This window comes from Marinomonas vaga (assembly GCF_055388305.1).
In genome coordinates this window covers 953,832-967,533 of the sequence record NZ_AP043903.1, presented here as the reverse complement: position 1 = coordinate 967,533, position 13,702 = coordinate 953,832, and the positions used below count along the sequence as shown (strand labels likewise).

Below are 13,702 nucleotides of genomic sequence, written 5' to 3'. Positions count from 1 at the left end.
CCCCGAGACCCGACACATGACGAAAACTCTGACCACCTTTGCTACCGAAAATGCCCTGCCTGAGTCGACCTCGGTCGTCATCATTGGTGGGGGCATTGTGGGCGTCAGCGCGGCATTGACCCTTGCTGAACGTAATATCCCTGTGGTGCTGCTAGAGAAGGGGCACATTGCAGGAGAACAGTCGTCCCGCAACTTAGGCTGGATTCGAAAAACCAGTCGCCATGGCGCCGATGTGCCCTTGGCGCAGGCCGCGGATCGCCTTTGGCATGGTATGGCTGAGCGCGTGGGTGCAGAGGTGGGTTATCAGCAAGCCGGCATCATGTTCTTGGGGCGAACCGAGGAACAAATGGCCATGCACGAGGGTTGGCTAAAGTCGGTGTCGGATCTGGATTTGGATTCAAAACTGTTGTCAGCCCAAGAGGTTGATCAACTTGTCCCAGGGGGCAAGGGACAGTGGCAAGGGGGCATTTATACCCCGTCAGATGGCCGAGCTGAGCCCGCCAAAGCGACTGCTGCCATGGCGCAAGCGGCCATAGCAAAGGGGGCTGTCATTGTGCAGCAATGCGCGGTGCGAGGGCTGATTCAATCCGCAGGCCGAGTGAGTGGTGTGATGACGGAAAAAGGTGAAATCCGCTGTGATCAGGTATTACTCACGGGTGGGGCTTGGTCCCGTCGCTTTTTGGGTAATCATGGTGTGTCTTTGCCAACCTTGCCGTTGATTTGTTCTGTGCTGCGCACCAAGGCGATGGAAGGTCCTACCAATATTGCCGTTGGGGGACCTGACTTCTCCTTCCGAAAACACGAAAACGGCGGCTTCATTATCACTCAGCGAGGTAAGTTGGACGCGCCAATTCTGTTGGATCATCTCAAGATCGGCTGGAAATACCGAGACCAGCTGCGTACTGCTGGAGACTTCTTAAAAGTCAGCCTTGGTAAGGATTTCTTTGACGATCTAGCCCTGCCTCGCCGTTGGCACAATAAAGATATTACGCCGTTTGAGACGGTGCGAGTGCGCGATCCTAAGGTCAATCATGGCCTTAATCGTGATGCTCTGAACAACCTAATCAATGCATGGCCTGCCTTTGAAAACGCCGAGATAGAAGAGTCGTGGGCAGGCTTAATTGATGTCACACCGGATTCATCACCGGTGATTGATCGGATTGAGACGATTCCAGGGTTGACGATTGCCACAGGCTTTTCTGGCCATGGTTTCGGAACTGGCCCTGCTGCGGGGCAGTTAGCCGCAGATCTCGTAACAGGAGAGTCGCCATTAGTCGATCCAACACCTTATCGGTTTAGCCGATTTTAAGGTGTTCTGAGCCGTAAGTGTTCACCCGTCAGGGCATAAAAATATTGTGTAAATCACAAGAGGAACTAAAGAATGAGCGATATCACAACCACAGAGAGCTTAGCTGCTGGCAGCTCCAGTGCGTCAAAAATGAAGAAGATAGGATTAATTACCATGATGGCTGTGTGCATAGGCATGGTCATCGTTCAGGGTGCCATGATCTCTGCTCTACAGGGGATTGGTATCGGAGGCATGGCATTTATCTTTGCGATGATTGCTGCCCTCATTATTGCCCAGTTTAATGCCATGAGCTTCGCTGAACTGTCTTTGATGTTCCCTCAAGAGGGCACCTTGGCGACTTATACACAAAAAGCCATTGGTCACTTTCCTGCGATCGTAGCGGTGTTTGCGGGGTATGTGGTGGTGGCCATGCTGGCATTGCCAGTGGAGCTGTTCTTGGTGGATGCCATGATCGGTGAGCTGTTACCGGGCATGTTCCCTGAAAAACTAGTGCCTTTGGCGATCATTGTGATTCTTGCGGTGACCAACCTTATTGGTGCAGATGTCTTTGCTAAGGTGCAGAATATCTTGGCGTTTGTCATGGTGTCGGCCTTGATCGTGACGGGGCTGGTGGCCTTTAGCAGTGGTTCTGAAGCGCCTGCTTTGACCGGCACTCCGGTGGATTGGAGCTTTGGCGGTGTGATGGATGGCAGTTTCATTGGCTTGATTGCATTGGCTATGTGGTTGTTCGTTGGCGCAGAGTACATTTGCCCGATGATCAATGAAGTGAAAGATCCCGTTAAGAGCATTCCCCGTGCCATGCGTTTGTCTCTGTTTGCCATTTTCGCCATCTTCGCGGCGTTTGCTTACGGTGCCACCTTGTTCTTGGACACTGATACCTTGTTGGGATCTCCAATCCCTTACTTGGATTACGCCAGTGCTGTTTTTGGCCCAGCAGGATTAACCATCGCAACGATTATGGCGCTGACGGCAACGTGCAGTACAGTGAACACGATTTTTGCGGCGCTGCCTCGTATGTTGCATGGCATGGCGGAAAATAAGCAGGCGTTCCCACAATTGAAGCAATTAAATCGCCATAATGTACCTTGGGTCGGTGTGGTGATGATGGCTGTTTTGTCTGCCTTGCCATTTCTATTGCTCGACATCGATTCCTTGATTGTTCTTGTGATCGCGGCCACAACGAGTTATTTGCTGGCTTACATCATTGCCCACATTAATGTCATCGTGCTGCGTCAGCGCATGCCGAACCACAAGCGTCCTTACCGTTCTCCGTTTTACCCATTGCCACAGATTCTAGGCATCGCTGCCATGCTGTATGTGGCGCTAAACAACTCTCCTGCACCGGAAATGACGCAGCTGGTGTACAGCATTGCTGGGGGAATGTTGCTGGTAATCAGTGTGATTGCTGCAGTGTGGGTAAAAGTCTTTATGAAGCGTGGCTTGTTTGAGCCAGACAGTGAGTAAATTAGCTGCTTTGGCAGTGTGTTTGCGCCCAATCTTTCTTGGTTTTGCCTCCCTAAACTGAAGGGAGATAGGGTAACTACCCGAGTGGTTTTAGATCGAAACCCTCGGGTATTTTTTGATTCTTGAGAGAGGGCGTCATATGTTTGGTAAGCAGAAAAGACTGCAGCTGGAGGCTCAACTGGCCGCTCGAGAAGCGCAAGTCGAACAGTTAGAACGTGACAAGCTGAGTTTAACCAGTGCCTTGGCTGAAGCGCAGCAGACAATAGAGAGTCGCTTGCAACCTGCGAATGATGACGATCACCTTTTGTCCGCTCAGGCCGCTGGCTTAGCCCCAGTGTTAGCGGTGATTTCACAGGTGTCAGATCACTTGTTTGAACCAATGAGTGCGTCAGAAGGGACGAATCAGGACATTTTAAAAAACCAACAAGAGATTGAGCGATTGTCTGGAGCCATTCGACAAATCGCGGCGCAAACTCAAACCAGTCTCAGTGATGTAAATGTCTTACAGCAGACGGCAGGAGATATTAAAAACTTCACTGATATCATCCAGAGTATCTCTGAACAAACCAATTTACTGGCCTTAAATGCAGCCATTGAAGCGGCTCGAGCAGGGGAATACGGCCGGGGGTTCGCGGTGGTGGCGGATGAGGTGCGTACCCTAGCCAACAAGGCGCGAGAGTCCAGTGAACAGATTTCTGTGTTGGTGGCGCAAATTGATGAGCGTACCCGAGGCGTAAGCGAGCAAATTAATGCGTTGCACCAGCAAACCGTGTCGGTAAACGATGCCTGTTATCAGCTTGACCAGTCCTTTGAGCGCACTGTTGCTAGCACGACAGGTCTGATGGATGCGGGTTACCGTTCCATGGCGTTTGCCCATACAGCAACCGTGTTATTAGAGTTGCAGCAATGGAAAATGGATGTGCTTTTGGCGGCACAAAATGGTCAGCGGTTTGAGCGCTCCGTGCGCGATACAGAATTTGGTCAGTGGTATCTTCAAGGGACAGACAATGAATTTGATTTTCGACAGCAGGATGCTTTTCAGAAGATTTTAGGTCACTTAGAGCAGCTCGATGAGCTAAGAGAAAGTCATTGGGCTATAAGTGCTCCAGCAGATTTGGTGGGATTAGAAGCCGCAGTACAACATCACATTCGAGCTCTTCATGGCCAGTTAGAAGCGGTGCAGGCATACCTTTTTAAGCATCTATAAAAAATGGCAAGCGCCTGAGGGGCGCTTGCTAATCAAGGGGTAGTTCTTAATTATTTGCTTGTTGCCTCAATCGCATCAGCGATGCGCTGACCGACGGTGCGGGTGGTTGTGTGGCCAAGGTAATCCGCTAAGACGGACAGCTCTTGCTGGGTAATACCTGTATTCATCGCCATGTTGATATGGCTGCGTAGCTGAGGGTCTGTGCCAGACATAGAGGCTAAAATGGCAACGGTAAGCATTTCGCGATCTTGGTTGTTTAAAATGCCGCGTGCGAAAACGTCACCAAAAAGGTGTTTCTGCAAGAAGGTGTTTGCCACCGGAGCAAAGTCAAATAACGGCCCTGCAACGGGCTGTCCTACCAATTCCGTTTGCACCTCTGTGCCGAGTGTTAACGAGTCTTCAGGCAGTTCGTTAGGCTCATCACCTACTGCATCCGTTTTGCCTTCGGCTTTACGAGTGTCTACAACGCTCATCAGTGTACCTAGTGCATTAAGCGATTTTGGAAAACCACCATATGGATACAAGTGTACAAGCGCCTCTTTCAGTTCGTTGATCGTTGTTCCGTGATCTAAGGCTTGGTTAATGGCGACTTTTAGAGAGCCTAAGTCGTCAGAAGCTGCAAAAGCTGCCACAAGCGTAAGGTGTTGATAACGCTCTGAAATCGCATCGTAATGGGCATGGCTATGATGATGTTGTGTGGCGGCAAGCGCTGCGTGATATTGCTCGTCCGTTACTTTTTCTTTCCAGCGAACGTTCTCATCGCCTTTGCTTGCCGTGACGACGAAGTGTGTCATGCTGGAGTTTGGCGTAGCCCCATGCCAGTGATCAACGTCTTCAGGACACCAAACGGCTTCCCCTTCGTGGAACTCAATGACTTGTCCATCACGTGTTGCGGTAATGGCTGTGCCTTTGGTCACAATCATGTGTTGACCAGCAGGGTGATCGTGCCAAGCAGTGCGAGCGCCGGGTTCAAAGGTCACGTATGCGCCAGAGTAAGGAACATCATCTTGACCCGGAAAGGCCATTTGCACACTAACGTCCCCAGTAAACTTATCATCTGGACCAACAAAGGATGGTTGGCTACTAGATCCATATAGAACTTGCTGCTTTTCCGTTGCTATTGCTTCGCCAGACAGGCCTGCAACGGCTAGCAACGCGGCAGTGCTAATGCGTACTTCTTTAGACATAAAAACCTCCAATTACCCATAACGTGATCAGTTAAGATTAAAAAGCTGAGGCTTTATTACAGCATTGGGCGGGAGGGAAGATTATCGAGATTGTCCAGAAGGCTTGCCTGATTCTCTAGCAAAAGAGGAACTGATTTGGGTAATCCGTGCTGAGTTTGTCCTTATTCTAAATGGGGGCAAGGTCGGTCTTCTCAGCAGTGGTTGATATCCACTTCCCGAGCACATCATTTGACCTGACTTGTCGAGTCACTAAGTTAAACGCCGGATTGGAAAATCGGACTGTCTAGAATAATGCCTTCCAAACGTTTGGTTGCCTCGTTGGTTTTGCTGGCACTGAACAGGGTCACTTCCATTTCTGGAAGCTTGGGCAAGTCCCAATGGACCACCAAATCTTCCCCCTGATCGAGGGTATTATCTGGCAGTATGGCGACCCCAATACCGGCTCTAACGGCCGCCAGCACACCCGTGCGAGATTGGCTGGTAAAGGCGATTCGATAGGGGATGCCTTTTGCTTCTAATGCCGCACACGCCAATTTACGTTGTAAACAACCCTCCTCAAAGACAATCAAAGGTAAGACTTCTTGGGTGTGTACGAAATGATCTTTGGCGCTGACCCAAATAAGTTGGTCTCGTCGAAGACGGGTGCCACCTTGGGAGTCTGCGGTCATTTCCACCAAGGCCAAGTCGAGCTTTCCTCGATCGAGGCGATCTATAAGTTGATCTGGGCGATAGTCGCAAAAGGCCTCTAGCTCCGCTTCTGGGTAGCTCAAGATGAATTCCTGCAAGATGGGGGCAAGGATGCCGCTGGCGTATTGGTCGTGGGTACCAATACGCACTACGCCGTTGATGTCCATGTTCTGAAAGGTCCCCACGATTTGGTCATGGAGATTCAGCAACTGTTGGGCGTGGCCTTTGAGTTGGTTGCCTGCGGCCGTTAAACGTACGCCATATTGTCCCCGTTCCATTAATGGATTAGCGACCAAATCCTCTAAACGGTTCAGCTGCATGCTTACCGTGGAGGGGGCTTTGTGAAGCTGACGCCCAGCCTCGGTGAGGTTCAGGGTGTCGGCGACCACCATAAAAGTACGCAGTAATGAGATCGGCAAATCGTGCATCGGTCAGTCTTCAATAAAGTTGAACGTAGTTTTGAATATTTATCGATTTTCTGAATTTACGCAAGACTTTATGATGCGCAGATTCCCTCTTTCGAGAGGCCCCTAATACTGCTTTGAGTGCCGAGAGGTGTTTTATGGGCATGGCCATCACATTTGGATTTAATCAGGTAATTAGCCACGGCTTTGGTTTGTTTTTGTTTGCGGCCTTGATGCCGTTAATGCAGGCCAATATTCAGATTGAGAGCTGGTATTTAGCCATCGCTGGCGCTTTAACGCAGATCTCTTATTTAGCAGGGGCGATGTTATTGGGTGTCATCGGGCCGCGGGTGGAATCAGGTCGTCTCATGTTGACGACAGGGGCCATTACGACTGTCTTGCTAGGGGTCATGGCATGGTTGAGCGACCCTTTGATCATGCTTGGGGTTTTAGCGGTGATGGCTGCCAGTGCGGCTATCAGTTGGGGAGGTATTGTGGAGTTGGTTACGCGCCATGGCAGAGCGGACCGCACTGCAACCAATTTATCCATCGTCTCCAGTGGTTCGGCATGGGGCTATGGCATTAATGGTCTGGTGATTCTGCTTGTAGTACCAGTGTTAGGCTGGCGCAGTGGCTGGATGGTGGCTGCATTGGTGGGGGCTTTCGTTTGGGTTGCTACTTATCGGCTGATTAAACGATTACGAATAGAAAATGACACCCAAGACGTGGATGTTACTTTTGCCATGGGAACTGGGCAGTTATTTAAAACAGTTCTCCGTGAGCGGACTGCGTTCTTGTCCTGCTTGATGTTGTTTTTGGTGGGCATGGCGGCCATGACCTTCTCTACTTGGTTAAATACCTACTTAGCTGAGCTGTCTTTACCGACGGCACTGGGAGGTTATGCTTGGGGTGTGATTGGCGTGACGGGTATGGTCGCTGGCTTTGCTGCTGGCAAGTTATCGGATAGATACGGTCATGGTATTGCTTTGATGCTGATTTTTGTGGCGTTTGCCTTAAGTGTATTCGCTTTCCTCTACAATCCTGGGCGCTTTGTGATGCTGGCAGGCTTTGGTTACGGACTCATGTACTTCCCTATTTGGGGCATCATTGCTGGTTGGCTGAGTAAAACTTACAGCTCCAAGGCGACCATGCAGATCAATGGTATCGGAATGGTTACTTTTGGTCTGGGTGGTGCCTTGGGCAACTTGATGGCAGGGGCGGTGCAAAGTACTACGGGCTCCCTTGAGTTGATGTATGTCGTTATTGCCTTGATTGCCTTAGGCTTAGTTGTGATCGCGGGTTACATTTATTTGTCAGCTTTTCAACTTGTATGGGGGCCAAAGAAGGTGTGATGTCTCACACCTTCTTATCTATTGGAAAAGTGGCTTTCAACCCATTTGGAGGCTACTTGCCATAGCGCTTTTGAACCTTTACTAATCACACTACCGTAGCGGGATGTCACCTGCTCCTTGCTCACCTTTCCTTCCACCCATGTACCCCCTTGGGTTTCGATATTGTGTACCAAGGGTTGTAAGCGATCTAAGGATTTAGCAAAACGTGCGTCGGCACTTTCAGCGGCTTCAAACTCATACCAAAGGGACTTAAGTTCTATCCCTTGCTCGGTCGGGAGCAAACCAAAGATTCGATCCGCAGCCGCCTGTTCGGTGGCTTCTTGCACGGAATTGTCACTGGTTTCGTGGATTGGGTGGTCCCCTGCATCAATCTCAACGATGTCATGAATCAGCAGCATTTTAATGACGCGCTCCACATTGATTGGCTCGTCTGCTGTGTCTTTTAGGATCAAGGCATACATGGCCAAATGCCAAGAATGCTCGGCGGAGTTTTCCTTGCGGGATTGGTCGATCAAGGGGGATTTACGGACCACGGACTTGAGTTGATCGATCTCTTTTAGAAACTGGATTTGTTGTGATAGAGCAAGAGAAGAAGACATGTCAATGCAGTACCTAGGTGAAGCGAAAGAGTCGTGACACTAACCCAGTGATCAGCATTCGCCAAGTTATTTGCCCTCTTTAGTGATCGCAGGGTGATGATTGAAGCTTCTGTTGACGGCAAGGGTAGTAGTGTCGATCATCTTCAGTGTGGGAGCAGTTTTCACTGTCAGGTCATAGCTTAAACCTTGGCCGGAAGCGCTGGTTTTATAGCGCAGCATGTAATCTACCTTGCCATTTTTTTTAAGGAGCTTGTCTAAGCCCTTTTGATTGAATCCGCTAAATTGCCCCATGGCTTTTGCCGAACGCTGTGAATCACCTATGTTTGAGCTTTTTATCCCTAAAATGGCGTTACTGTTAGCGCGAATGGCCTCTTCGTAGCCAGTCATAGAGTTCAAATCGAATGCGCTGATATCAATCTGATTTCGTAGTTCTTTTGCCCAGTAAAATTCTAGGAAAGGGATGGGGTCTTTCGGCTTGTCCCAGCCAACGTCACGGGAAAAATACATCAGTGAGCGGTACGGATCATTGGTGAACTGGGTAATACCTAAAGATTGAGGTAAGTTTTGCCCACTGATGGAATTACCTGTTTCATCTAAAAGCCAGACGTTGCCGTCTTTTTTTATCATTTTCCAGAAGGTTTCCATGGAGTTAAGGTTTCGGTAGTCCTTGTCTATAACCACGTTTATACGAAAATCCGCGCCGCCATCGGACATTTGATAGAAAGCATTAAACGTATGGTGGCCATCGGTTAAGTAATAGTCCCCATCGGGTGCTATGACGATGGTTTTCATGTCTTTCTTATGGGTGCCGACTGGGTCATCACATTGAAATGTGTTGGCGATATTAGGGTGTGCGTTGTTTTGAATGGATGAAACGCCTTTTTGCCCATTGGCTTCACAGATCTCGTCATACATTTTCTCCCGATCAAATTGATAGCGGCCCAGTTTATACATGATCTGATCGTAACCAACTGAAGGTTGAGTAGGGTGAAGTTGATTAAGTGTCACTTCCACAATGTCGCCTTGCTTCAGGTCTAAGGCATAACTTGGTAAGGCGGTTACGCAGGCCACATAGGTGGCACTGGTGATAAGCGTTTTAAACAACATAGGGCGTCCTCTGGATTAATAAAGCGTCTGAACACCACATTAGTGAGAGAGTATGACAGCGATATTATGTTTCGTGCTTGTTGTGTGAGCGATATTTGTTATTTGTGCATGGTGAGTTGGCTTTTTCTCTATTTTTTGCTTGATAATTTTGTTTGGTCGATGGTTTTAGTTGCATTGCATCAGGTAGGTGCATGGGATTTTGTTGCTAACCAAAATTGCACATTCGGTTAAATATTTGACGAGTTTTAAAGCTGTTTTAAGAGTTATATGGATAGACTTCAAATCAGTTGTGGCGCGCCTCAGAGCGATTTTTTGTATATAAAATAATCTATTAGGCATGGTTCATGCAGTAAAGATCTTGTTAAATCATTACTTGAAACTTTCATTTAAATGATCGATCTTAATATGGAAATTAGAACTCTAATTAATATTGCTTACAATTTTGGCGAGAAGAGGGAAAGTTTTGGATTCCAATAATGACTCAGGTTTTGTTGTTTTTGACCAAGTTCAGAAAAGCTATGACGGCGTAACGCTTGTTGTTAAAAACTTAAATCTTTCGATTGCCAAAGGCGAATTTGTCACCATGTTGGGCCCCTCGGGCTCTGGTAAAACTACCTGTCTAATGATGTTGGCAGGATTCGAAACTGCTACCCATGGGGACATCTTGCTCGATGGCCGTCCGATCAACAACATTCCGCCCCATAAGCGTGGTATCGGAATGGTGTTTCAAAACTACGCTTTGTTCCCACACATGACCGTGGCAGAAAACTTGGCGTTTCCCCTACAGGTTCGCAACATCGGTAAATCCGAACAACAAGAGAAAGTTCGCCGCGCGCTGGACATGGTGCAGATGAGTAAGTTTGCTAATCGTCGCCCAGTGCAGTTATCCGGTGGCCAGCAGCAGCGTATCGCCTTGGCCCGTGCCTTGGTGTTTGAGCCAGAGCTGGTGTTAATGGACGAACCCCTTGGCGCCTTGGATAAGCAGCTTCGTGAACACATGCAGCTGGAGATCAAACGCTTGCACGAACGCTTAGGCATCTCCGTTGTGTACGTTACCCACGACCAATCGGAAGCTCTGACTATGTCGGACCGTGTGGCGGTGTTTAACGACGGCGTGATTAAGCAGTTAGCACCACCTGAAGAGCTTTACGATAAACCCGACAATGCCTTTGTGGCTCAGTTTATCGGTGAAAACAACCGCCTAGTGGGTAAGGTTGAAGCGACTGACGGTGATTACGCTAGCGTGCGTCTTGCGTCCGGCGAGGTATGCCAAGCTCTGGCGGTGAACTGCCCAGAAGTTGGCGGTGAAACCACCCTTTCTATTCGTCCAGAACGTGTCCTAATCGGTGACAAAGCGCAATCAAACACTGTGACAGCCACGGTACTGGAACAAATCTATCTCGGCGACCATGTGCGTTGTCGCATGTCTGTCCACGGCGATGATGAGTTTATCGTGAAGGTGCCTAATGCTCCGGGCAACAGCCCTCTACAAGTGGGTCAAACGGCTCAAATTGGCTGGGCACCGGAAGATTGTCGAGCACTGGATATGGATACGGCTGGCTAGTCAGCCACACACAATTTGAATGAGGTGTTTCCGTCGTCCCCGTCGAGGAAACACTGCACTGAACTCGGGGTGAACTACGGAGAGATAAGTAATGAAGATAGCAACGAAACTGCTCCTAACGGGCGTTAGTGCCTCAGTATCATTAACCGTAGCGGCCAAGGATTTGACGGTCGTGTCATGGGGTGGCGCATATTCCAATTCACAGCTGAAGGCCTACAGCGAGCCTTACATGGCAATGAACCCAGACGTGAACATCATCAACGACGAAAGCTCCAACGAAGCGGTGGCCAAATTACGTGCCATGAACGAAGCGGGTAATGTTACTTGGGACGTAGTTGACGTGGTCGCATCCGACGCCATGCGTCTGTGTGATGAAGGCTTGGCCATGGAAATCGACCATGACGAAATGCTAGCGCCAGGGGTTGATGGTTCCTCCCCTGAAGACGACTTTGGCGACTTGATTGTCTCTGAATGTTTCATTCCTCAAATCGTATATTCTACGACCTTTGGTTACCGTACAGACATGGTAGGCGATACACCTCCAACCAGTGTGTGTGATGTGTTCGACACAGTGAAATACCCAGGTAAACGTGCTCTCGAAAAACGTCCAATCAACAACATGGAGTGGGCGTTAATGTGTGATGGCGTTGCCAAAGATGAGGTCTATGACGTACTTGAAACCCCAGAAGGTCAAGAGCGTGCCCTAGCGAAACTAGACACCATCAAAGACGATGTGATCTGGTGGTCTGCTGGTGCGGATACGCCACAGTTACTGGCCGACGGTGAAGTGGTTATGGGTTCTACTTACAACGGTCGTCTGTTCTCTTTGATCGTAGAGAAAGAGCAGCCAGTGGCCATGCTATGGGACGCACAGGTATTTGACCTTGATGGTTGGATTATCCCAGCCGGTCTTCCAGAAGATCGCCTAGAAGCTGCATTGGACTACGTTTACTTTGCGACGGATTCTCAGCGTCTAGCGGATCAAGCGAAATACATTTCCTACGGTCCTGCGCGTGAATCCTCTGCGCCATTGGTGGGTAAGCATGCGGAGCTAGGTATCGACATGGCACCACACATGCCTACAGATCCTAAAAACGCCACCAACACCTTCTTGTACAACTATGAGTTTTGGGCGGACTATCGTGATGACATCGATGCGAAGTTCCAAGCTTGGTTGGCACGCTAATCGTTCGCACTAAGGCGAATCCTCACTCACTCTCCTAATGAGGAGAGTGAGTCTCACCCTGATACGACTGATGGCCTATGAGTGAAAAAGTTTCAAATCAGCCACTGCTCGCAGCAGATGGCACCCCGTTAAAGAGCAGCCTTAATCGCGCATTGCGGATGCAGAAATTAAGAGCCTTGATGCTCATTGCTCCGCTGCTGATCTTTGTACTGATTACCTTTATTTTCCCGATCTACGACATGCTGTTTAGGTCCGTGGAAAATGACATCGTCTCAAACACCTTGCCGCGCACGGTTGTGCAGCTCGAAAACTGGTCTGAGGACAGTGGCGAAGCCCCCGGCGAAGATGTTTTTGCAGCCTTTTACACCGACTTATATTTGGCATCAGAGTATAAAACTCACACTCGTTTAGGCTCCCGCCTAAACTACCAACAAACGGGCATTTCATCCCTTTTTCGTAAGACGGGCCGCCGTGTCCAGCGCTTCGATACGGATGTCTATACCGACCAATTTGAAGCCTTGAACCCACAATGGGCATCTCCCACGTTCTGGGCGAGCTTTATGGACAATGAGCGGGTGCAGCAATTGCTGCCAGAAACCGCTTCCAGCTATGCAGGCTGGCGTGAATTTATCATCAGCGAAGAAGACGACCCTAATCAGGAAACCCCAGAAGATTTCGTTTACACCTCCTTGTATCGCGATCTGATGAAACTGTCTGAGCGCGGTGCCTCCGTGCGTAATGCAGACATTCGCAATGGGATGAATGCCGTGGGCAGCTTTGAAAGCGTGAGCCTCAAAGAGCAGTTCATCGATGCGGATGAGGATTGGGCTGACCCTCAGTATTGGGCGACGATCAAACTTTATTCTGGGGAGTACACTTCGGGTTACTTCTTAAATGCCGTGGACATGGAACAAACCACAGACGGTGCGGAGCTTAAGCCGGAGAACGAACGTATCTACGGTACCTTGTTTGCACGCACTATTTACATGTCCTTGTTTATCATGGGTTGTACCATCCTCTTGGGCTACCCGGTGGCATTCCTATTGGCAAACATCTCCCGTAGATCTGCTAACTTATTGTTAATACTTGTGTTGTTGCCGTTTTGGACATCCTTGCTGGTACGTACTTCCGCTTGGAAGGTGCTGTTGCAGCAACAGGGGGTTATCAACGACATCCTAGTGTGGAGTGGTCTAATTGATGAAGCAGGGCGGTTAATCATGATCAATAACCAGCTGGGTACCATCATTGCCATGACCCATATCTTGCTGCCTTTCATGATTTTACCCTTGTACTCCGTGATGCAAACCATACCGCCGAGCTATGTGCGTGCGGCAAAATCTCTGGGAGCCAATGACTGGACTGCCTTTAGACGGGTGTATTTCCCTCAGTCTATTCCGGGTATCGGTGCGGGTTCGATCTTGGTGTTTATCATGTCTATTGGTTACTACATCACGCCAGAAATCGTAGGTGGTACTCAAGGCGTGTTCATTTCGAACCGAATCGCTTACCACATCTCCAGCTCCTTGAACTGGGGCTTGGCATCCGCCTTGGGGGCAATCTTGCTCGCGGTGGTGCTGATTCTCTATTGGCTATACGACAGATTTGTCGGCATTGATAACATGAAACTGGGGTAGCT

At 49.3% G+C, this 13,702-nt stretch carries 11 protein-coding genes; 7 read left to right on the top strand and 4 right to left on the bottom strand.

Annotated elements, in window-relative coordinates; genetic code table 11:
* Window positions 1–16 precede the first annotated feature (16 nt).
* From ACZ5DR_RS04535 to ACZ5DR_RS04525, 3 genes are all read left to right on the top strand, one after another.
* Window positions 17–1,309 (top strand): NAD(P)/FAD-dependent oxidoreductase, encoded by a 1,293-nt coding sequence (locus ACZ5DR_RS04535; protein ID WP_377366315.1) that lies wholly within the window; start codon window positions 17–19, stop codon window positions 1,307–1,309.
* Between the two features lie 72 nt (window positions 1,310–1,381).
* A complete protein-coding gene (locus tag ACZ5DR_RS04530) occupies window positions 1,382–2,773 on the top strand; it encodes an APC family permease (RefSeq protein ID WP_377366316.1) in 1,392 nt (463 codons plus the stop codon).
* 139 nt (window positions 2,774–2,912) lie between these two features.
* A complete protein-coding gene (locus ACZ5DR_RS04525) occupies window positions 2,913–3,980 on the top strand; it encodes a methyl-accepting chemotaxis protein (protein WP_377366317.1) in 1,068 nt (355 codons plus the stop codon).
* 50 nt (window positions 3,981–4,030) lie between these two features.
* On the opposite strand, the gene ACZ5DR_RS04520 is transcribed toward ACZ5DR_RS04525, so the two are convergent.
* Window positions 4,031–5,167, bottom strand: a complete 1,137-nt coding sequence (locus ACZ5DR_RS04520) for a (R)-mandelonitrile lyase (RefSeq protein ID WP_377366318.1) — start codon at window positions 5,165–5,167, stop codon at window positions 4,031–4,033.
* A gap of 254 nt (window positions 5,168–5,421) precedes the next feature.
* Complete coding sequence (locus ACZ5DR_RS04515; protein WP_377366319.1) at window positions 5,422–6,282, bottom strand: LysR substrate-binding domain-containing protein; 861 nt, start codon at window positions 6,280–6,282, stop codon at window positions 5,422–5,424.
* Window positions 6,283–6,422: 140 nt separating this feature from the next.
* Here ACZ5DR_RS04515 and ACZ5DR_RS04510 point away from each other — a divergent pair, with 140 nt between their 5' ends.
* The gene (locus tag ACZ5DR_RS04510; protein WP_377366320.1) at window positions 6,423–7,610 is read left to right on the top strand and encodes an MFS transporter; all 1,188 of its coding nucleotides are present in this window, start codon (window positions 6,423–6,425) and stop codon (window positions 7,608–7,610) included.
* Between the two features lie 14 nt (window positions 7,611–7,624).
* On the opposite strand, the gene ACZ5DR_RS04505 is transcribed toward ACZ5DR_RS04510, so the two are convergent.
* Window positions 7,625–8,209: an HD domain-containing protein gene (locus tag ACZ5DR_RS04505; protein ID WP_377366321.1), complete on the bottom strand. Its 585-nt coding sequence runs from the start codon at window positions 8,207–8,209 to the stop codon at window positions 7,625–7,627.
* Window positions 8,210–8,275: 66 nt separating this feature from the next.
* On the bottom strand, window positions 8,276–9,316 hold the full coding sequence (locus tag ACZ5DR_RS04500; RefSeq protein ID WP_377366322.1) for a ParB/Srx family N-terminal domain-containing protein: 1,041 nt from the start codon (window positions 9,314–9,316) through the stop codon (window positions 8,276–8,278).
* Window positions 9,317–9,779: 463 nt separating this feature from the next.
* Here ACZ5DR_RS04500 and ACZ5DR_RS04495 point away from each other — a divergent pair, with 463 nt between their 5' ends.
* The 3 genes from ACZ5DR_RS04495 to ACZ5DR_RS04485 all read left to right on the top strand — a co-directional run bounded on the left by ACZ5DR_RS04495 (window position 9,780) and on the right by ACZ5DR_RS04485 (window position 13,700).
* On the top strand, window positions 9,780–10,880 hold the full coding sequence (locus ACZ5DR_RS04495) for an ABC transporter ATP-binding protein (RefSeq protein ID WP_377366323.1): 1,101 nt from the start codon (window positions 9,780–9,782) through the stop codon (window positions 10,878–10,880).
* Window positions 10,881–10,971: 91 nt separating this feature from the next.
* On the top strand, window positions 10,972–12,066 hold the full coding sequence (locus tag ACZ5DR_RS04490) for an extracellular solute-binding protein (RefSeq protein ID WP_377366324.1): 1,095 nt from the start codon (window positions 10,972–10,974) through the stop codon (window positions 12,064–12,066).
* A gap of 77 nt (window positions 12,067–12,143) precedes the next feature.
* Window positions 12,144–13,700: an ABC transporter permease gene (locus ACZ5DR_RS04485; RefSeq protein ID WP_377366325.1), complete on the top strand. Its 1,557-nt coding sequence runs from the start codon at window positions 12,144–12,146 to the stop codon at window positions 13,698–13,700.
* Window positions 13,701–13,702: the final 2 nt, after the last annotated feature.